Origin of the sequence: Plantactinospora sp. CA-294935 (assembly GCF_050936445.1) — a bacterium.
GTDB lineage: Bacteria > Actinomycetota > Actinomycetes > Mycobacteriales > Micromonosporaceae > Plantactinospora.
Map to the genome: position 1 here is coordinate 1,968,414 of NZ_JBNJMU010000001.1, position 19,659 is coordinate 1,988,072.

The following is a 19,659-nucleotide window of genomic DNA, read 5'->3' on the forward strand; positions in this document are numbered from 1 at the left end:
TTTCCACGCTTGTCCACCGGCCGTCCACCGGGTTACCCACCGGCTTTTCCCCATCTGTGGGCACAGCCGGGCGGAGATCGACAGGCACCGTCCCCAGAACCTTCAACAGCCCGTACACAGCCCGCCCTGAGCGGTGGACAACTATGTGACAGTGGGTAACCGTCCACACACGTTTCCCCAACCCTTGTCCACAGGTTGTGGGTTGTCCGTCCGACGCCGAACCGAGGTTATCCACCGGCGGTGGACAACCGGCTGTGGACAGCTTGGGTACAACGAGCGGCCCTGTGTACGACCGAGGGCCGGACGATCGCCCCCGGAGGCCCCGGATCACGACCGAGGGCCGGGTACGGACCGGGTCGGCCCGTACCCGGCCCTCGCCGGTTCGGTCGGTCAGGTGTTCTGCTTGATCCGGTTCGTCAGCTCGGCGATCTGGTTGTAGAGCGAGCGGCGTTCCGCCATCTGCTGCCGGATCTTCCGATCGGCGTGCATCACGGTGGTGTGGTCGCGCCCGCCGAACGCCTGGCCGATCCGGGGCAGCGACAGGTCGGTCAGTTCCCGGCACAGATACATCGCCACCTGCCGGGCGTTGACCAGTACCCGGGACCGGGACTGCCCGCGCAGGTCCTCCAGGCTCACCCCGAAGTAGTCGGCGGTGGAGATCATGATCTGGTCCGCGGTGATCTCCGGCCCGGAGCCGTCCGGGATGAAGTCCCGGAGCACCTCCTCGGCCAGCGAGAGTTCGACCGGGGACCGGGTCAGCGACGCGAACGCGGTGACCCGGATCAGTGCCCCCTCGAGTTCCCGGATCGAGTTGGCGATCCGGGAGGCGATGAACTCCAGTACGTCCGGCGGGGCGAAGAGCCGCTCCTGGGCCGCCTTCTTCTGCAGGATCGCGATCCGGGTCTCCAGGTCCGGCGGCTGGATGTCGGCGAGCAGGCCCCACTCGAACCGGGTACGCAGCCGGTCCTCCAGCGTCGCCAGGTCCTTCGGCTTCCGGTCCGAGGTGATCACGATCTGCTTGTTGGCGTTGTGCAGGGTGTTGAAGGTGTGGAAGAACTCCTCCTGGGTCCGCTCGCGGTTCTCCAGGAACTGGATGTCGTCGATCAGCAGGATGTCGACGTCGCGGTAGCGGCGCTGGAACGCGCTCGTCTTGTCGTCCCGGAGCGAGTTGATGAAGTCGTTGGTGAACTCCTCGGTCGAGACGTACCGGACCGAGCGGGCGTTGCCCAGCGTCGTCGCGTAGTGCCCGATGGCGTGCAGCAGGTGGGTCTTGCCCAGCCCGGAGCTGCCGTAGATGAACAGCGGGTTGTACGCCTTGGCCGGCGACTCGGCGACCGCGACCGACGCCGCGTGGGCGAACCGGTTGGACGAGCCGATGACGAAGGTCTCGAACATGTACTTCGGGTTCAGCCGGTTGCCGCCGACGTCCCCGGCCCCGCCGACCCCGCCCGGCCGGCGGTCGTCCCGGCCACCCGGCCGGTGCAGGGCGTTGCCGCCGCCCCGCCCCGGGCCGTTGTCCGGGCCGCCGTCCCGGCCCGGGCCGAGCCGTCCGGCACCGTCCCGGGTGTCGTGGTAGCGGCGGTCCGCCGCCCGATGGTCGCCGAACTGGCCCAGGTCGCCGGTGTCGGTCCCCCGCTCGTCGAAGCCCCGCCGCTCCTGGTGCGGAGCGGTCGGCCGGTACGGCTCGGGATAGGGCGCGCTGAAGAGCGGCTCCTGGCCGTCCCGGCTGGTCGGGATCAGGTTGCCCCGGGCAGGGTCGGGGCGCCCGGGGGGCCGTCCCGCAGCGCCGGACGGCACCTGAGCCGAGCCGGTGAACGTCGGGGGCTTGCGCCCGCCGGTCTGGTCCGGCACCGGGTTCCGGTGTTCGGGTGCCTCCGGGCCGGGGCCGGCCGGAAACTCCCGCTCCGGTCGTACCGGGTATTCGCGTTCGGCCTCACCGGGAAAGCGGAGCGGCTCGGCCCGGTACCCGCCGGTCGGGTCGGAGTCGGCGTACCCGGCCGGCTCGCGGTCGCCGTATCCGTCGGCCGGGTCCGGGCCGGCGTAGCCACCTCCCGATGGGTCGGCGCCGTCGTATCCGCCGGCCGGCTCGGCACCGCCGGGATAGCCCGGCGGGCCGCCGGATCCGGGATAACCCGGGGGCGCGGCCATCCCCGCCGGTTCGGGTCCGGCCGGATAGCCGGTACCGGTCGGGCGCACCTGGCCGTCCTCGGGCGGCCGTACGGTGACCGCCACCTGGACGGCCCGGCCCAGCCGGCGGGAGAGTGCCTCGGTGATCGCCGGGCGGAGTCGCGACTCGATCACGTCCCGGGTGAAGGCGTCCGGTACGGAGAGCAGCGCGGTGTCCTCGATAATGGTGTGCAGCCGGGTCAGCCGGAGATAGGCGCGCTGCTGGGCCGAGATGATCGCGTCGGCCAGTTCCTCGGTCGTCGCCGCCCACACCGCGCCAAGGTCGATCGTGTCGGCCACCGTCGCGCCACCCCCATCGCCTCTGCGTCTCCGGCCGCCGTTGCCGTCCCAGTCGACCGTTCCAGGCTTGCTGACGTGCTCGAACAGGCACGACGCGGCGTTCGGCGGGTGCCGGCGCCGTCCACAGGTTATCCACAGCCTGTGTATCGACCGATTGTGTCGCCCGGCCGGGCGTCCGTGTCGTCTGCCCCCGGCCCGACCGGCGTTGACGCGGGTTCATCTGTCGAACGATCGACGAGCTTGTCCGGTTTTGCCCGTCAGCGGCATCCCCACCCCTTGACGCTGACGTGCAATCGGGCACGCTAACAGCGTTGTCCACAACCCTTCAACCGTCGGCTCCCCCCGGGACCTTGCCGACAGCAGAGAAAACCCCGTCCGGCGGGGTGGCGTCAGCGGAGTCGGGCACCGGCTTCGCCGGTATACCCCGGCCGGGCCGTCCGCCCGGCGAAGCCTGCGCCGGGCCGTCCGCCGAGGATGGTCCCCGACACCCACGCCTGACGCCCGACGGTCCGGAGCCCCGCGCCGGCAGCACGGCCGAGCCGGGTGCCGATCATGACGTTTGACGGCCGTTGTCGGGCTGCGTAGGCTCCAACGGTTGCTCTGTCGCCCTCTGCTAGGGTGATGGGAGACTGTTGACCGCGGCCCGGCACGGGCCGTGGCTGATGCCTGGACGGCATCGACACCCGGCCGTCCCGGCGGTCGACGCCAGACAATCACACGACCCCGCTGTCGCACGACCGGGGCGTACGACGACGGAGAGCCTGACGTGAGCAAGCGCACCTTCCAGCCGAACAACCGCCGGCGCGCGAAGACCCACGGCTTCCGGCTGCGCATGCGCACCCGGGCTGGTCGCGCCATCATCTCGGCCCGCCGTGGCAAGGGTCGCACCCGCCTGTCGGCCTGACGGCTGGCAAGGCCGGTCCGGGGATGTAGGCAGTCGTGCTGGCGGCCGCACAGCGACTGCGGCGCAGCAGTGACTTCGCCGCGGCGATCCGGGGTGGGCGCCGTGCCAGTCGAGGAACCGTGGTGGTCCATCTCGATTCGGCCGGAACGCCGGCGCCGACTTCTTCCCCGACCACGACGGCATCGGAGCCGGTTCGGAGCGCCGGTGCGGGACACGAGCCCGCGCCCGCCCGGGCCGGCTTCGTCGTGTCCAAGGCGGTGGGCGGCGCGGTGGCCCGGAACAAGGTCCGGCGCCGCCTGCGACACCTGGTCCGCGACCGGCTGCCGGGCCTGCCGCCCGACAGCACCCTGGTGGTACGCGCACTGCCCGGTGCCGCCGACGCCGCGTACGCGCGGCTCGGCACCGACCTGGACGCCGCGATCGCGGCGGCACTCGCCCCCCGGAAGTCCTCCCGGCGGTCCCGATGACGACGTCGTCCGACGGTACGCCCGGGATGACACTCGGTGCCCGAGTGCTGGCTGGAGCCATCGTCGCGTACCGTCGTTGGATAAGCCCGGCGCTGCCGGCCCGCTGTCGGTTCTACCCGTCCTGCAGCGCGTACGCCCTGGAGGCGGTCGCGCGGCACGGTGCACTCCGGGGAGCCGTCCTGGCGGTCCGGCGGCTGTTGCGCTGCCACCCCTTCCACCCCGGTGGATATGACCCGGTGCCGGAGCCGGGCGCACGCCGCCATGCCGATGTGACTGGAGCCCCGAATTGAGTCTCGACTGGATCTACTGGGCGATCTCGTGGATCCTGCTGCTGTGGCACTCCGCCTGGGACGCCATCGGGGTGTCGGCGGGGGCGGTCCTGGGCACCAACTGGTCCTGGATCCTGGCGATCATCTTCCTGGTGGTCACCCTGCGGGTGATCCTCTTCCCGATCTTCGTCAAGCAGATCAAGTCGCAGCGGGCGATGCAGGCGCTCCAGCCCCAGCTGAAGGCCCTCCAGGAGAAGCACAAGGGTGACCGGGAGACGCTCCAGAAAGAGATGATGGAGCTGTACCGGAAGGAGAAGGCGAACCCGCTGATGGGCTGCCTTCCGATCTTCCTACAGGCTCCGGTCTTCATCGGCCTCTTCCACGTGCTCCGCCGGCTGGACCCGGCCAACCAGGGCAAGACCCGGTACGGCTGGACGATCGACCAGTTCGAGAGCGCCACCCACGCCCGGCTCTTCGACGTGCCGATCGCCGGCAAGTTCGGCTCCAGCGCGGCGGAGCTGGCCCGGCTGAACGCCAGCGGCACGTCGGTCAAGATCCTGGCCGGCGTCCTGGTAGCCATCATGATCGCCACCACCTACCTGACCAGCCGGCAGATGATCCTCAAGACCGGCTGGGCCGAGGACCCGCAGCAGCGCATGATCCAGCGGCTGATGCTCTACGGCATCCCCGCCTCGCTGCTGGTCTCCGGCGCGATCTTCCCGATCGGTGTGGTCATCTACTGGGTCACCAACAACCTGTTCACCCTCGGCCAGCAGCAGTGGGTGCTGCGCAAGTACCCGCCGCCGCAGACCGCCCCACGGCTGCCGAAGCCGGGCGAGTCCGCCCCTCGGCGTACCACCGGAGCCGGCGGCGCGGCCGGGCGGCGGGGGACCGACTCCCGTAACCCGGTGCAGCCCGGCAAGCCGGCGAAGCCCGCCGGGCGGTTCGGGCGGTCCAAGGCCAACGGTGCGCAGCCGGAGAAGCCGGCCGTCGACACCAAGGCGCTCGCCCCCAAGCCGGGCGCCAAGCCGGTCAACCCCAAGAAGGGGCGTCCGGCGAAGCGTCAGGGTTGACGCGACCGGCCACCGGCCGTAACTGTCGGTCGGTGGCCCGGTAGGACTTCGGGCCGTGCTGCCACCAGCGCTGGCGCCGGACCGGAATCCGCCGCGCCCCCGTGACGACGGGCACCGTTGCCCGTGCAGACGTGCCCGTGGCACTCGGCGATCTCCCGCCGGGCCCGGGAAACCAGCGGGACCGTACGGTCCGGCCGAGAGAGTACGGAGATGAGACGGTGACCGACACCAGTATTCCGCGCGCCGAGCAGCCCATCGGCGACACCGACCCGGTCCTGCCGGCGGGCTCGCCCGCGGACGCCGAAACCACCGAGGCCGTTGCGGTTGCCGGGGACGTCGCGGACGCCGGTCCGGGGCAGGACGACGACGTGGACGACGTGGACGACGACGAGGAGGGCGACGAGGAAGGCGACGAGGTCGAGCAGGCCAGCAACGGTGGAAAGCCGGCCGGGGCGACCAGCGACGCCGACCTGTTCCGGCAGAGCGAGATCGCCGCGGACTACGTCGAAGGGCTGCTCGACATCCTCGACTACGACGGCGACATCGACGAGCTGGTCTCCGCCGGACGACCCGTGGTCGAGGTGGTCGGCGGGCGTCTGCAGGCGCTGGTCGGGCAGCGCGGCGCCACCCTGGAGGCGCTCCAGGAGCTGACCCGGCTCGCCGTGTTCCGGCAGACCGGATCGCCCAGCCGGCTGCTCCTCGACGTCGGCGGCTACCGGGCGACCCGCCGCAAGGAGCTCTCCGCGGTGGCCAAGAACGCGGTCGAGAAGGTCAAGCAGCACGGCGAGGCCGTCCGGCTGGAGCCGATGTCCGCCTTCGAGCGCAAGTGCGTGCACGACGTGGTGAACGCCATCGCCGGGGTGGAGAGCGAGTCCGAGGGCGTCGAGCCGAACCGCCGGATCGTCGTACGCCCGGTCGACTGAGCGGTCGATGACGTACCGATCCGTTTCCGGCCCGGGTGGCGAACCGCCGCCCGGGCCGTCGGCTGTCCGGGCCGGAGGCGACAGCTCGCCGGCCGTACCGCCGCCGGCCGTACCGCTCCCGGCCGAACTTGCCGAGCCGGCCCGTACCCTCTTCGCGGAGCGGCTTCCGCTCGCGGCCGCGTACGCGGAACTACTGGCCGGCCCCGGCGTGCTGCGCGGCCTGATCGGCCCCCGGGAGACTCCCCGGATCTGGGACCGGCACCTGCTCAACTGCGCCGCGGTGGCGGAACTCCTGCCGGTCGGTGCCTCGGTCGTGGACGTCGGCTCGGGTGCCGGGCTTCCGGGAATCGTCCTCGCGATCGCCCGGCCGGACCTGGCCGTCACGCTGGTCGAGCCGCTGGCCCGGCGGGCGGTGTTCCTGGCCGAGGTGGTCACCGCACTCGACCTCGCGGACACCGTGACCGTGGTCCGGGCCCGGGCGGAGGAACTTGCCGCGAGCCGGCGTGAGAGTGCCGCTGGTCGGCGGCGGCGAGCCGGCCGAAGCGGCCCGTCCAGCCGCCCGCTTCCGGTCGACCCCGACGTCCCGCTTCCGGTCGGCACCGGCGGGCCGGTGGATCTGGCCAACCTTCCGGCCGAGTTGCGGGTGCCGGCCGACGTCGTGACGGCGCGGGCCGTCGCCCCGCTCGACCGGCTCGCCGGCTGGTGTCTCCCACTCGCCGTGCCCGGCGGGCGCCTGCTGGCACTCAAGGGAGCCAGTGCCGCCGAGGAGGTGGCCGAGCACGCCGAGACGGTACGCCGGCTCGGTGGGTCGGCACCGGTCGTCCGGCAGGCCGGCCTCGGAGTTGTCGACCCGCCGACCACCGTTGTGGAGGTGGTCCGGGAGCGCGCCGGTCGACCGGCTGGCCCGGGTGCCTCGGGCGGTCGGCGGGGCGGTGCGGCCCGGTAGTTCCCTCGCGCCGGCGGGCGGCGGTGGCCGCTCACCCGCGGTACCCAGTTGCGCGGCTTCGGGCGTACCGGTTCGGTGCCTCGGCGGTAAGCGTGCCGGCGATACCCTGTGCCGGTGATGCTGCCCCTGCCGTCCGGCGAGTTCCGCGCGTACCTCTTCGACTGCGACGGCACCATCGCCGACTCCATGCCACTGCACTACGTCGCCTGGCAGCAGGCGCTGGCGGAGTGGGAGTGCGACTTCCCGGAGGACCTCTTCTACGCCTGGGGCGGGCGGACGGTGGTCGACATCATCGCCACGCTCAACGAGCGGCAGGGTCTCGCCATGCCGCCGGAGGTGGTCGCCCGCCGCAGGGAGGATCTCTACCGGGGACTGTTGCCGCGCCTCACCGCCGTACCCGAGGTGCGGCAACACATCGACCGGGCCCACCGGCGGCTTCCGCTCGCCGTGGTGTCCGGCAGCACCACGGAGTCGGTCACCGCCTCCCTGGAGAGGCTCGACCTGCTGGAGAAGTTCGACGTGCTGGTCTGTGCCGAGGACTACACGATGGCCAAGCCGGATCCGGAGGGCTTTCTGCTCGCGGCCCGCCTGCTGGGCGTACCTCCGGAGTCCTGTCTGGTCTTCGAGGACACCGAGTTGGGCATCCAGGCGGCGACGGCGGCGGGGATGGCATCGGTACGCGTACCCCAGCCCTGGCAGCGTCAGACGGCCGTCGGTCGGCAGGACCGTCTCGGTGAGGCGTCGGCGGCACTCTGACGGAAACGTTTCCCGCAGGTCGCAGCGACAACCAGCCAGGGCTTGTTTCGATAGGCGCCGATATACGTCGCGTCCTTCGTCGGCTGTGTCCGGGCGCGGGCCGTCGTAGCGGTTGCGATCCCCTCGTGGTGTGGCTCTGGGGAGCGGCTCGCGGTCCCTGGGATCGGGTGGCGGCAGGGCGGCGTGGGAACCCCGACGCGGCGGTGTGGCGGGCACAATTGTTGGCGGTCGAGCCGAGGCGTCGAATCCGCTGATCAGACACGGTCCCCGGGGGCAGATCTCCGGAACGGTGGGTTTTCATCCTACGGACAGCCGTGGCCCTAATTGCCCAGCGGCCGTAGGCTGACCGCGCGTCGATAGTGTAGACCGGGCAGCGGGTGGCGCCTCAGGCCTTCCCCGCTTCTTGCCGGACCGCACGCTAACGCCCAAGGCGCGGGCATGGGCGCTGACCGGGCCGACACCATCCGAAGCTGGCAGGGATGACACGGTGCATGACAACGGTAGGTATGACGATCCAGAGATGACGGACTCCGGGGGCTATCACTCCGGCGGCGCCGATGTTTCACGTGAAACCGACTATGAAGGTTGGTCTGCCAGCGGCCGGGCTCGGCCGCCGGGGCGGGACGACGGCTCCGACGGCCAGCCGACCGGGTATGACTCCGCACCGCCATCCGGTCCGAGTCGTGGTACCGCCCGGGTCGCCCCACCGCCCGGTGAGCCCGGGCACGGCGGGCCGGGATACCCCCCGGTGGGTTCGCCGTTCGCGGCAGAGGCATCCGGCCCGAGAGCGACAGCGGATCTGCCCCGCCAGCCGGTACCCGGACCGGGGCCGGACCAGTCCGGGAACGGCCCGGAGCACCCGAGGCCGGCCGGGCGGGCGGCGGCACCGACGTTCTCGGCGCCGCCGGACGTACCGCCGCAGTCGACGGCCCCACGCCCCGGCGCCCAGGTGCCGGTTGTGCCGCCTGTCAGCGCTGAGGCTCCGGCGGCTCCGGTCGGTTCGCCGGCACCGGCCCGCGCTGACGGCGCGGGTCTGGGCCCGCGCCCGGCCGTCGAGCCCGAGTCTCCGGCCGACACGCCGTCGGCGGTACCCGAGACCTTCCCCGAGGACGCCGCGTCCGACGCGTACGTTTCACGTGAAACCCCGTCGCGCGAACAGGACGATCCCCCGTTGGCAATGGAGGCAATGCGCGCTGTGCAAATCCTGAACCCGAGCGGCGAGGTGACGATGCCGCGTCCGGACCGGCCACGGATCATGTGTGTCGCGAATCAGAAGGGAGGCGTCGGCAAGACCACCACCACGGTCAACCTGGCGGTGGCTCTGGCGCTGCACGGCAACCGTGTCCTCGTCGTGGACCTCGACCCGCAGGGGAACGCCTCGACCGGACTGAACGTGCCGCACCACGCCGGCGTACCGGACGTCTATGACTGCCTGATCGACAACGTACCGCTGGCCGAGGTGGCCCAGTCGGTCGAGGGGATTCCCGACCTCTGGTGCGTACCGGCCACCATCGACCTGGCCGGTGCCGAGATCGAGTTGGTCTCGGTGGTAGCCCGGGAGTCCCGTCTCGCCCGGGCGATCGCCGGCCACCCGGCGCAGTTCGACTACGTCTTCATCGACTGCCCGCCCTCGCTCGGCCTGCTCACGGTCAACGCGCTCTGCGCCGCCCAAGAGGTGCTGATCCCGATCCAGTGCGAGTACTACGCGCTGGAGGGCCTCAATCAGCTGATCAACAACATCAACCTGGTACGGCAGCACCTGAACCCGACCCTTGAGGTCTCGACGATCCTCCTCACCATGTACGACCGGCGGACCCGGCTCGCGGACGCGGTCGAGCAGGACGTCCGGAACCATTTCGGCGACAAGGTGCTGCAGGCGGTGATTCCGCGCAACGTGCGGGTGTCGGAGGCTCCGAGCTACGGCCAGTCGGTGATGACCTACGATCCCGGTTCGCGGGGCGCCACGAGTTACTTCGAGGCGGCCCAGGAGATCGCCATGCGCGGGGTCAAAGAGTCTGTTGGCCGCAATGCATAGCTCGGTTGATGCGTCGGGAGGCGTGGCATGAAGAACCGTCCGCGGGGCGGGTTGGGTCGTGGACTGGGCGCGCTGATTCCCACAACACCGGAACCAGCGGCCGGGGTGGCGACGGCGGAGCCTCCAGCCGGTCGACCGGAGGCCGCGCAGTCGCTGCCCGGCGAATCCTCCTGGTCCGCGCCGGTGCCCTCGACTCCGGTGCAGCCGACGGGGCCGGAACTGGCGCCCGTACCCGGCGCCCGATTCGCCGAGATCCCGCTCGACGCGATCGTGCCCAACCCGAAGCAGCCACGGCAGGTCTTCGACGAGGAGGCCCTGGAGGAACTCAAGCTCTCGATCCAGGAGGTCGGATTCCTCCAGCCGATCGTGGTACGCCAGCTTCCCGGTGAGCGGTTCGAGCTGGTGATGGGCGAACGCCGCTGGCGTGCGGCGCAGGCGGTCGGTCGGGAGTCCATTCCCGCGATCGTCCGGGACACCCGGGACGACGCGATGCTCCGGGACGCGTTGCTGGAGAACATCCATCGGGCCAACCTCAACCCGCTGGAAGAGGCGGCCGCCTATCAGCAGCTCCTGGAAGAGTTCGGCGCGACGCACGAGGAGCTGGCCCGCCGGATCGGCCGCAGTCGTCCGCAGATCTCGAACACCATCCGGCTGCTGAACCTCCCTGCCGAGGTGCAGAAGCGGGTGGCCGCCGGAGTGCTCTCCGCCGGGCATGCCCGGGCGTTGCTCAGCCTGGAAAGTTCGGCAGCGCAGGAGGAACTCGCCCGGCGGATCGTGGCCGAAGGGCTTTCGGTGCGGGCCACGGAGGAGGTCGTGAAGCTGACCGAGACCTCCCCCAGTCGCCCCAGCCCAGCCAAGCGTCGCGCCAAGGTGCACGCCCCGGGGTTGACCGATCTCGCGGACCGGCTGTCGGATCGGTTCGACACCCGAGTCAAGGTCGACATCGGGCGTAACAAGGGGAAGATCACCATCGAGTTCGCCACGGTGGACGACCTTGAGCGGATCGTCGGCCTCATTGGAATGACAGGCTCGGACGCCGAACCCGACGAGTCGGTCTGACCGCAGGCCCGCGCCCGCCGTTCGGGCGAGGGCGGGCGATCCGGTCGACAGCGCGCGACTGGCCACCACCCCGACTTGGATCGGGGTGGTGGCCATTTCCGTCATCGATCCGGGGAGTCGGTGCGCTGGTTTCACGTGAAACAAGCGCACCCGGAGCGGGCGGACGTCCAGCCGCCGTTGCGCGGGCGCGACCGCTTCATCTCCGGGACTTGCGGCGACGGCGAGGGTCTGAGGACCGGCGAGTTGCCGTGCGCAAGGCCGAGCCGCGCGTCGATGGTGCGGGCGCCGCGAGCCTCAGTCGCCGCTCTCGGCTCCGCTCTCGGGCGCAGTTTCTCGGCTCTCGCCCTTCCGCTCTCGCCCTTCCGCTCTCGGCGGATGCCGGGTGATGTGGACGGATGGCGTCGACCGCCAAGACGCGGGGGACGGGGTCTGCCGGCGGGGATGGATTCGGCTGCAACGCGCCCCGGGGTCTGCTGTTCCAGTAGCCGGTAGGCGCCCGGCGAGTCCTGCTTGAGCCGGTCCAGGGACAGGCCCCCAGGTGTCGCCATCTCCTTCAGGGTCGGTGGCGCTGCTTCTCCGCCTCGTCCGGTACCTGCGATCGCGGTTCGAGTACTGCTCGCCGTAGGCGTGGACCGCCGCCGGATGTCGGCTGGGCGGGGCAGCCGACACGGCGCCGTCCTTCCCCCCGACCTCGCGGAGTTGTCGCTGCTGTGGAGATCCCAGCGGTCCCGGAAGGCGGTTGCGTGTCCCGGGCCGGATCTGTTCCCTAGCGGCTTGCTTCGGCGGGTGCCAGCGCGACGCCGTGACGGGCACTCCTCACCCCGCTTTTCCACCGTCCGCTCGGGGGTCCGCGGACGGACACAGCGCGGACGAGGATGGGATGAGAGGCGGGTCCGGAGATGGGCGAGAGGTAATCCACAGGGGTTGTCCACAGGCACCCCCCGTTTCACGTGAAACAGCGCGTGGAACGCGGTGTGGGCCTGTGGATGACGGTGGTGAAATTCGCCCGCGAGGGCCCATATTGGTGGCGGAGCCGGCCCGGAGGACGGTGCGCCGGAGACCAGGGAACCTGCCCTTGCGAGCCGGCTCGATGCCGCCGTACCGGGAGCGATTCGAGTCGCCCGTGCCTCGTCCAGCAGACGGCGGAAGTGGTACGGATGCCCCGCCGGGACGGCGATGATCGGCGGCCGAAACAGGGTAGGGACAGCGGTCCCGAACTCGGTTAGGGTCAGCGTCGTGCCCCACACCCCTCCCGCTGTACCAGACTTCACCAGGTGGCCTTCGTTCCCCTTCGAAGGCGAGTTCCGGGTCAAGCAACTCGACGAGCCCGTGGCGGTCGAGCCGCCGCGCAAGGGCGAGGGTTCCGGCGAGTGTCACTCCTGCAACGCTCCCGACGACGCCTACATCTGGGTCAGCGAACGCTGGCGGGTACGCGCCATGGACCGGCCGACCGGGCTGCCGATGGTGCTGATCCTCGAATCACGTTCGCATCTGGACCTGGGCGACCTGCCCAACCTGCTCGCTGCCGAACTCGGGGTGATGACGGTACGGCTCGAACGGGCCGTACGGTCCCTGGACGGGGTCGCCCGGGTGCACGTCAACCGCTGGGGTGACGGCGCCGCACACCTGCACCTGTGGTTCCTGGCGCGGCCGTACGGGCGGCTCCAGTTGCGCGGGACCTTCCTGTCCCTGTGGGACCACATCCTGCCTCCGATTCCCGAAGCACAGTGGCGGGAAAATCTCGCGCTGGTGGCAGCCTGGCTCGCCGAGTTCGGCGGACGTCCGCTGGCCGAGCCGCCGCGCATCCAGTGGCAGGCGCCGTCGAGCCTGGCCCAGCAGGGCGCCAGGGAGGCATCCGTCACCGCACCGGTAACCGGCTCGGCGACGTCGACCGAGCCGGCCGCCGCTTCCCCACCCCCGGCTACGCCGACGGTGACCGAGGCGGAGGCGGGGCCGGGGATACCGGAGCCGGCGGACTCGGCGGACGCCACCGATCCGGGCGCCCGCCGCGAGTCACCCGGTGATCCGGCCACCCGGGCCTACTAACCAGCCGGGCGACGACGAGGCACCGCTCCTCGACCAGCGCACGGTCCCGCCCGGTGCCGGGCACGACGCGCGGGTCGTCGGCGCCCGGCGGGTGGGCCAGTGCGCGGAGCCGGCGAGCGGCGTGGGTCAGGAGCGGCCGAGGGTACGGCGCTGGGATGCGCGGGCGACCAGGGTACGGAGCAGCTCGCCGAAGTCGAGTCCGGCGGCGTTCACGGCGAGCGGGAGCAACGAGGTCTCGGTCATGCCCGGCGAGACGTTGACCTCCAGCACGTGCGGCCGGTCGTCCTCGTCCACGATCAGGTCCACCCGGGACAGGTCGCGGAGCCCGAGCGCGGAGTGGGCCGCGAGGGCGGTTTCCGCTACCCGGGCCGCCGCGGTGGCCGACAACCGGGCCGGGGCGTGCCAGGTGGTGAGCCCGGCGGTGTAGCGGGCGGCGTAGTCGTAGACGCCGTTGCGGGGGACGATCTCGACGGCGGGCAGGGCACGCGGGCCGTCGCCCAGGTCGACCACCGAGACGGCCACGTCCATTCCGGGTACGTAGCGCTCGACGAGCGCCGTCGAGTCGTACGCGAAGCAGCCGACCATCGCCGCCGGCAGCGCGCCGGGATCCCGGACCACGGCGGCGCCGAGACCCGAGCCGCCCTGGGCCGGCTTGATCATGAGTGGCAGTCCGAGCCGGTCGACGATCCGGTCCAGCACCGCCACCGCGCCGAGTTCGGAGAACCGGTCGTGCGGCAGCGCCACCCAGTCCGGGGTGGGGATGCCGCCCTCGCGGAGCACCGCCTTCGCCGACGGCTTGTCCCAGGCCAGTCGGGACGACCGGGCGTCACAGCCGACGTACGGGACGTCGCAGATGTCGAGTACGCCGCGCAGCGAGCCGTCCTCTCCGGTCGACCCGTGCAGGGCGATCACCACCGCGTCCGGGGGATCCTCCCGGAGCAGTGGCAGCAGCGAGACGTCGGCGTCCCGGAGTTCCGCCTCCACGCCTACCGAGCGGAGCGCGTCGAGTACCCGTCGACCGGACTTCAGTGACACGTCCCGCTCGTACGAGAGTCCTCCGGCGAGTACCAGTACCCGCAGCTCCGCCGTGGCCTCCCGTGGTACGAGGTCCGGCCATTCGGCGGCGAGCAGCGGATCGTCGGCAGAGTGGGTACCCATGCCGGAGATCATGCCAAGTCGGGACCTGGCACGTCCGCGCCGGCCTGCCCACGACGGCGGGACGGAGCAGCCACGGTGCCGAAGACCTCGCGCATCGCGGTCTCCTGCTCCATCACACTCGCCAGCCGGCGCACGCCCTCGCGGATCCGCTCCGGCGGCGGGAAGGAGAAGTTGAGCCGCATGTGACCCGCCCCGGTGCCGTCGGCGAAGAAGCCGGTGCCGGGTACGTAGGCGACCCGGGCGGCGATGGCTCGCGGCATCATCGCCTTGGCGTCCAAGCCGTCCGGCAGGGTCGCCCAGACGAAGAGGCCGCCGCCCGGCTCGGTCCAGCTCGTGCCGGCCGGCATGTAGTCGGCCAGCGCGTCGAGCAGGGCGTCCCGGCGCTCCCGGTAGACCTCACGGTAGATCTTGAGCTGCTGCCGCCACGGCATCGTCGACAGGTAGGTGGTGACGGCGGCCTGGGCGAAGGCGCTGGGGCAGAGGATCTGCGCCTCGCTGGCGATCACCAGCTTGTCGCGTACGGCGTGCGGGGCCAGGATCCAGCCCACCCGCAGCCCAGGGGCGAAGGTCTTGGAGAAGGTGCTCAGGTAGAACACGCCGTCCCGGCGGCGCGCCCGCAGCGGCAGCGGCGCCTCGCAGTCGAAGCCGAGCTGGCCGTACGGGTCGTCCTCGACCACCAGCAGGCCGGCCCGTTCGCAGATGTCGAGCACCCGCTCCCGGCGTTCCTCGCTCAGCGTCACGCCGGCCGGGTTCTGGAACGTCGGGATCGTGTAGAGGAACTTCGCCCGTCGACCCGAGCGGGCGACCTCGGCGATGGCCAGCTCCAACGCCTCCGGGATCAGTCCGTCGGCATCCATCGGGACATGCACCACCTGGGCCTGGGCGCTCTGGAAGACACCGAGCGCGCCGACGTAGGTGGGCCCCTCGGCGAGTACGACGTCGCCGGGGTCGAGGAAGAGCCGGGCGACCAGGTCCAGCGCCTGCTGCCCGCCGACCGTCACCACCACGTCCTCCGGGGAGGCGCCGCAGCCGACGTCGATGCCGGAGAGCGCCATCACCTCGCAGATCCGCTCCCGCAGCTCCAGCGTCCCCTGGCCGATGCCGTACTGCAGGGTGCTCGCGCCCTGGTCGGCGGCGAGCTTGTTGAGCATCTCGCCGACCGCGTCCAGCGGCAACGCGGCGATGTACGGTGCGCCGCCGGCCAACGAGACGACCTCCGGACGGCTGGCGACAGCGAAGAGGGCCCGGATCTCCGATGCCGTCATCCCGCGTACCCGCCGGGCATAGCGGTCCGTGTAGTCGTCCAGCGTCGTGCCGGTCATGCCGCCTCCTCGCTGTGCTCTCTCCTCGTCACGACGTCCGCGACCGGGCCGGGGGATGGCGGCGCCGCGCCCGCTCATCCCGCCTCCCTGCGCTCGTCGTGCCTCCCCCATGATGGCCGCGACGGTCACCGAACGCATTCCCGGAACAGGTCGTTTGATCCCGCCCGGGCGCCCTCGGCACCTCGAACGCCGCGCCCGCTCTCCGTCCCGGTCCGCTCGACCCCGCCGTGCGGGCGGGTCGGTGGGGCTGTCCGGCAACTCCGCCGGTCGGCGCTCGTCGGTCGATCGTAATCCCGATCACCCGGTAAGGCCCTCGGCCCGGCGGTCCCGTCCACATGTCGGACCGGTTGACCTGCCCGGTCACCGACTGACCCGGCGGAACGGTGCGTAGTCGACCCGTCCTCTCCCGAGCCGGGAGGTTCCGGCGTACGATCGCTCGTTGGGGGTAGGGACCGGAGATGGCGGTATTTGCGGTCTTTGGACCTCCGGGACGATTTGTGGGGATGCGCCGATGTCGCGACGTCTGGTCAGTCTGACCCTCGACACTCTCGAAGACCTGCCCCGGCCCTGCCGGCGGTGCGTCTACTGGGAACTGGATCCGGTGGCGGCCGAACGTGCCCGCGAGGCGGGCGACCCCGGCCTGGAGAAGGAAGCCTGGGTCTCGCAGACGCTGCTCGAATGGGGCTCCTGCGGAAAGCTCGCGTACGTCGACGGTATGCCCGCCGGATTCGTGATGTACGCCCCGCCGGCCTACGTTCCCCGGTCGATGGCGTTTCCCACCTCGCCGGTCTCGGCGGACGCCGCACTGCTGACCACGGCACACATCATCGCCGCCTTCGCCGGTGGCGGGCTGGGCCGGATGCTCGTCCAGGGGGTCGCGCGGGACCTGACGAAGCGGGGCATCAAGGCGATCGAGGCGTTCGGCGACGCGAAGTTCGGCGACGCCGGTGAGGGCGCGGGCGGCTGTGTCGCCCCGGCCGACTACTTCCTCTCCGTCGGTTTCAAGACGGTACGTCCCCACCCACGCTTTCCCCGCCTCCGGCTGGAGCTGCGTACCGCACTGTCCTGGAAGTCCGACGTCGAGTACGCGCTGGAGAAGCTGCTCGGCTCGATGAGCCCGGAGGGGCTGCTCCGCCCGGTACGCCCCGCCACCCGCTCGGCCGCCGGCTGACGGTTGACGGTTGACGGTTCACCGAGCCCGCGGCAGTCGGTCAGTCGTGGGCGGCGGCGCCGGCCGCCACCATCGCCCGCAGCTCGCTGACGTCGATCGAGCCGGTCGGCACGTCCTCCTCGACCGGGAAGTACATCCGTTGCACCGCGGCGACGATGGCGTCCACCACCCGGTCCCGGAACCGGGGGTCGATCAGTCGGGCCCGGTCGGTGGGTGAGGTGAGGTAGCCGACGTCGACGCGTACCGCCGGCATCCGGGTCAGCCGGAGCAGCTCCCACGTCTTCGCGTGGGTTTGGCAGTTGCGCAGCCCGGTCCGGACCACGATCTCCCGCTGGACGAGCCCGGCCAGCCGTTCACCGACGCTCGAGGTGACCCCGTTGGCGGTGCCGTAGTGGTAGGTGGCGACCCCCTCCGCCTCCGGGTTGGCGTGCCCGTCGATGTGCAGCGAGATGAGCAGGTCACCGCCGAGTTCGTTGGCCAGGTCGGCCCGGGTGAGGTCGGCCAGCGGCGCGGCCGGCGCCGGGCCCCGGGTGAGGTGCACCCGCATGCCGGCGGCGGCGAGCCGGCCCTCCAGCCGGGCGGCGAGGTCGTAGGCGAGGTCCGCCTCGGTCCACCGCATCGCGCCGTCCTGCACCACGAACCCGGGATCGAAGGGGTCGTGACCGGGGTCGACCACGATGACCTTGCCGACCAGGTTCGGACCGGACTGGCGGAACGCGTCGGATTCGCGGAGCAGGGTCGGCCGGCCGCCGACCACCTTGCGACCGAGCCGGCGCAGCGCGTTCATGGTGTGCGGGCCGCAGGCGCCGTCCGGGGGGAGCCCGACCTCGCGCTGGAACTGGGCGACCGCGCGGGCCGTCCGGGCCCCGTACACGCCGTCGGCGCGACCGACGTCGTAGCCCATCTCCAGCAGGCGCTCCTGGAGGGTACGCACGTCCTCGCCGATCAGCGGGTCGGGAATCGCCTGGTAGAGGGTACGGGCGCCGAGGCGCCAGCGGGCCGCGTCCAGCGCCCGCCAGGTCTCCGGGCCGACCTGACCGTCGACGCTGAGCCCACGGTCCTGCTGGAAGGCGCGTACCGCACGCTCGGTCTCCGCCTCGAACTCGTCGGCGCCGGGCGGCCCACCGGCGGGCAGCAGGCCCAGCCCGACCAGGACGGCTCGGATCTCGGTGACTGCACGTCCCCGGTCACCACGTCGGATCGGACGCACGGACGACCTCCCTCTGCGTGCCTGCGGTTGACTGCCCGGCTGTCGGGCGGTGTGCCGGATCGGCCCTGCGACCGGTCCGGCGGCGGACGGTTCGTGGCTCCTCCGGGCGGCCCCGGTGGACCGGTCGACGGAGATCCGGGCCGGTGGCGCCGGCCCACCGTCGCGAGGAGGAACGCTTCCGGAGCGTACCGTGGCGCTCCGGCCCCCGCCCGTCGTTGACCGTACGGTATCCGGCCAACCTCGCTGATGAGCTGGGGATATACCCGCTCGGCCGGTGCCCGACGCGTGCCGGCCGCGATTGTGGCGGATCAGTCTCGACCGGTGGCCGGTCCCGCCGGTCGGAACGCCGACGCGCCCGCGTCCGAGGATCCGGAGACGGGCGCGTCGGCGTTTCGGTGGTGTGCGCTACAGCGCCGTTTCGATGAGCTTGATCAGGTCGCTCTTGGGGCGGGCCCCGGCGATGGACTGGACGGGTTCGCCGCCCTTGAACATCGTCAGGGTCGGCACCGACAGCACCCGGTAGGCACGGGCCGTCTCCGGGTTGTCGTCGATGTTGAGCTTGACGATCCGGACCTTGTCCCCCAGTTCGCCGGCGATCTCTTCCAGCAGGGTGTCGACCTTGCGGCACGGCCCGCACCACTCGGCCCAGAAGTCCACCAGTACCGGCGTATCGGACTGCAGCACGTCACTGGCGAAGTTGGCGTCCGTGACGGCGCTTGTTGCTCCCACTAGTCCTCCTCGGGGGTTGCTTCGTGCGTTGGTGTTCAGTCTTCGTCGAGCGTCGCGAGGAACCGCTCGGCGTCGAGGGCGGCGGCACAGCCGGTGCCGGCCGCGGTGATCGCCTGGCGGTAGGTGTGGTCGACCAGGTCACCGGCGGCGAACACGCCGGGGATGTTGGTCCGGGTGCTCGGCGCCTCGACCTTGACGTAGCCGCTGTCGTCCAGCTCCACCTGGCCCCGGAAGAGTTCGCTGCGCGGGTCGTGGCCGATCGCCACGAACACGCCGCTGACGTCGAGCGTCTTGGCCTCGCCGGTGTGTGCGTTGCGCAGGCGTACCCCGGAGACCTTGCCGTCGTCGCCGAGCACCTCCTCGACCACGCTGTTCCACTCGACGTGGATCTTGTCGTTGGCCAGTGCCCGGTCCGCCATGATCTTGCTGGCCCGGAACTCGTCGCGGCGGTGCACGATCGTCACCTTGCTGGCGAACTTGGTGAGGAAGGTCGCCTCCTCCATCGCCGAGTCGCCGCCACCGACCACCACGATCTCCTGGCCGCGGAAGAAGAAGCCGTCACAGGTGGCACAGGACGACACACCGTGCCCCAGATATTCCTGCTCGCCCGGCACACCCAGCGGTCGCCAGGCCGAACCGGTACTCAGGATGACCGCCTTCGCCCGGTACGCCGTCTCTCCGACGTACGCCGTGCTCACCCTGCCTTCGCCCGGTACGCCGGTGTCGACCAGCTCGACCCGGGTCACGTCGTCGGTGACGAACTCGGCCCCGAACCGCTCGGCCTGCTTGCGCATCGAGTCCATCAGCTCCGGACCCATGATGCCGTCCGCGAAGCCGGGGAAGTTCTCCACCTCGGTGGTGGTCATCAGGGCACCACCGGACTGCACACCCTCGATGACCAGCGGTTTGAGATTGGCGCGCGCGGCGTAGACCGCCGCGGTGTAACCGGCCGGCCCAGAGCCGATGATGATCAGGTTGCGGACCTCGTCCACTGCCGTCTCCCGATGTGTGTCTCTGCGCCACCGACGCCAGGCGCCGACGGCGGTCCGAGCGCCGGCCACGTACGGCACCGGCACCTGCAAGCCAGAACGTCATCGTACGAACCGGGGATTCCCGAGCCGGTCA

Annotated in this window: 17 protein-coding genes; 11 read left to right on the forward strand and 6 right to left on the reverse strand. The window is 71.4% G+C overall.

Translation table 11 applies throughout. The features are described 5' to 3' along the window. Nucleotides 1–390: 390 nt before the first annotated feature. On the reverse strand, nt 391–2,466 hold the full coding sequence (gene dnaA / locus ACQEVC_RS08855; RefSeq protein WP_432874987.1) for a chromosomal replication initiator protein DnaA: 2,076 nt from the start codon (nt 2,464–2,466) through the stop codon (nt 391–393). A 766-nt stretch (nt 2,467–3,232) separates the two neighbouring features. Here dnaA and rpmH point away from each other — a divergent pair. The 10 genes from rpmH to ACQEVC_RS08905 all read left to right on the forward strand — a co-directional run bounded on the left by rpmH (nt 3,233) and on the right by ACQEVC_RS08905 (nt 12,944). Then, nucleotides 3,233–3,370 carry a 50S ribosomal protein L34 gene (gene rpmH / locus ACQEVC_RS08860; protein WP_318399805.1) on the forward strand — a complete coding sequence of 46 codons (138 nt, stop codon included), beginning with the start codon at nt 3,233–3,235 and terminating at the stop codon, nt 3,368–3,370. A 35-nt stretch (nt 3,371–3,405) separates the two neighbouring features. Further along, nucleotides 3,406–3,837, forward strand: a complete 432-nt coding sequence (gene rnpA, locus ACQEVC_RS08865; protein WP_432874990.1) for a ribonuclease P protein component — start codon at nt 3,406–3,408, stop codon at nt 3,835–3,837. A gap of 26 nt (nt 3,838–3,863) precedes the next feature. Then, the gene (yidD, locus tag ACQEVC_RS08870) at nt 3,864–4,127 is read left to right on the forward strand and encodes a membrane protein insertion efficiency factor YidD (protein WP_346262372.1); all 264 of its coding nucleotides are present in this window, start codon (nt 3,864–3,866) and stop codon (nt 4,125–4,127) included. Beyond that, complete coding sequence (yidC, locus tag ACQEVC_RS08875; RefSeq protein ID WP_432874992.1) at nt 4,124–5,179, forward strand: membrane protein insertase YidC; 1,056 nt, start codon at nt 4,124–4,126, stop codon at nt 5,177–5,179. The genes yidD and yidC overlap by 4 nt, the downstream gene beginning before the upstream one ends. A 218-nt stretch (nt 5,180–5,397) precedes the next feature. Next, nucleotides 5,398–6,102 (forward strand): protein jag, encoded by a 705-nt coding sequence (locus ACQEVC_RS08880; protein WP_432874995.1) that lies wholly within the window; start codon nt 5,398–5,400, stop codon nt 6,100–6,102. A 7-nt stretch (nt 6,103–6,109) separates the two neighbouring features. Continuing rightward, nucleotides 6,110–7,048, forward strand: a complete 939-nt coding sequence (locus ACQEVC_RS08885; RefSeq protein ID WP_432874997.1) for a 16S rRNA (guanine(527)-N(7))-methyltransferase RsmG — start codon at nt 6,110–6,112, stop codon at nt 7,046–7,048. Between the two features lie 117 nt (nt 7,049–7,165). After that, nucleotides 7,166–7,804 (forward strand): HAD family hydrolase, encoded by a 639-nt coding sequence (locus ACQEVC_RS08890; RefSeq protein ID WP_432891186.1) that lies wholly within the window; start codon nt 7,166–7,168, stop codon nt 7,802–7,804. Between the two features lie 748 nt (nt 7,805–8,552). Then, the gene (locus ACQEVC_RS08895) at nt 8,553–9,839 is read left to right on the forward strand and encodes an AAA family ATPase (protein WP_432875000.1); all 1,287 of its coding nucleotides are present in this window, start codon (nt 8,553–8,555) and stop codon (nt 9,837–9,839) included. Between the two features lie 27 nt (nt 9,840–9,866). Beyond that, nucleotides 9,867–10,898, forward strand: a complete 1,032-nt coding sequence (locus ACQEVC_RS08900) for a ParB/RepB/Spo0J family partition protein (RefSeq protein ID WP_432875003.1) — start codon at nt 9,867–9,869, stop codon at nt 10,896–10,898. A gap of 1,236 nt (nt 10,899–12,134) precedes the next feature. Continuing rightward, entirely contained in the window at nt 12,135–12,944 is an 810-nt protein-coding gene (locus ACQEVC_RS08905) for a hypothetical protein (RefSeq protein WP_432875006.1), read from the forward strand. 126 nt (nt 12,945–13,070) lie between these two features. Here ACQEVC_RS08905 and ACQEVC_RS08910 read toward each other — a convergent pair whose 3' ends face one another. Both ACQEVC_RS08910 and ACQEVC_RS08915 read right to left on the reverse strand, forming a co-directional pair. Beyond that, on the reverse strand, nt 13,071–14,102 hold the full coding sequence (locus ACQEVC_RS08910; protein WP_432875009.1) for a D-alanine--D-alanine ligase family protein: 1,032 nt from the start codon (nt 14,100–14,102) through the stop codon (nt 13,071–13,073). Nucleotides 14,103–14,110: 8 nt separating this feature from the next. After that, nucleotides 14,111–15,424 carry a PLP-dependent aminotransferase family protein gene (locus tag ACQEVC_RS08915; RefSeq protein WP_432875012.1) on the reverse strand — a complete coding sequence of 438 codons (1,314 nt, stop codon included), beginning with the start codon at nt 15,422–15,424 and terminating at the stop codon, nt 14,111–14,113. A gap of 511 nt (nt 15,425–15,935) precedes the next feature. Between ACQEVC_RS08915 and ACQEVC_RS08920 the strand changes: the two genes are divergently transcribed. Then, complete coding sequence (locus ACQEVC_RS08920) at nt 15,936–16,595, forward strand: GNAT family N-acetyltransferase (RefSeq protein WP_432875015.1); 660 nt, start codon at nt 15,936–15,938, stop codon at nt 16,593–16,595. A 40-nt stretch (nt 16,596–16,635) separates the two neighbouring features. On the opposite strand, the gene ACQEVC_RS08925 is transcribed toward ACQEVC_RS08920, so the two are convergent. The 3 genes from ACQEVC_RS08925 to trxB form a co-directional block, all read right to left on the reverse strand. Then, on the reverse strand, nt 16,636–17,805 hold the full coding sequence (locus tag ACQEVC_RS08925; RefSeq protein WP_432875017.1) for an N-acetylmuramoyl-L-alanine amidase: 1,170 nt from the start codon (nt 17,803–17,805) through the stop codon (nt 16,636–16,638). A gap of 405 nt (nt 17,806–18,210) precedes the next feature. Continuing rightward, nucleotides 18,211–18,534, reverse strand: a complete 324-nt coding sequence (gene trxA / locus ACQEVC_RS08930; protein WP_130461256.1) for a thioredoxin — start codon at nt 18,532–18,534, stop codon at nt 18,211–18,213. Nucleotides 18,535–18,569: 35 nt separating this feature from the next. Continuing rightward, nucleotides 18,570–19,526, reverse strand: a complete 957-nt coding sequence (gene trxB / locus ACQEVC_RS08935; RefSeq protein WP_318399826.1) for a thioredoxin-disulfide reductase — start codon at nt 19,524–19,526, stop codon at nt 18,570–18,572. Between the last annotated feature and the right edge of the window lie 133 nt (nt 19,527–19,659).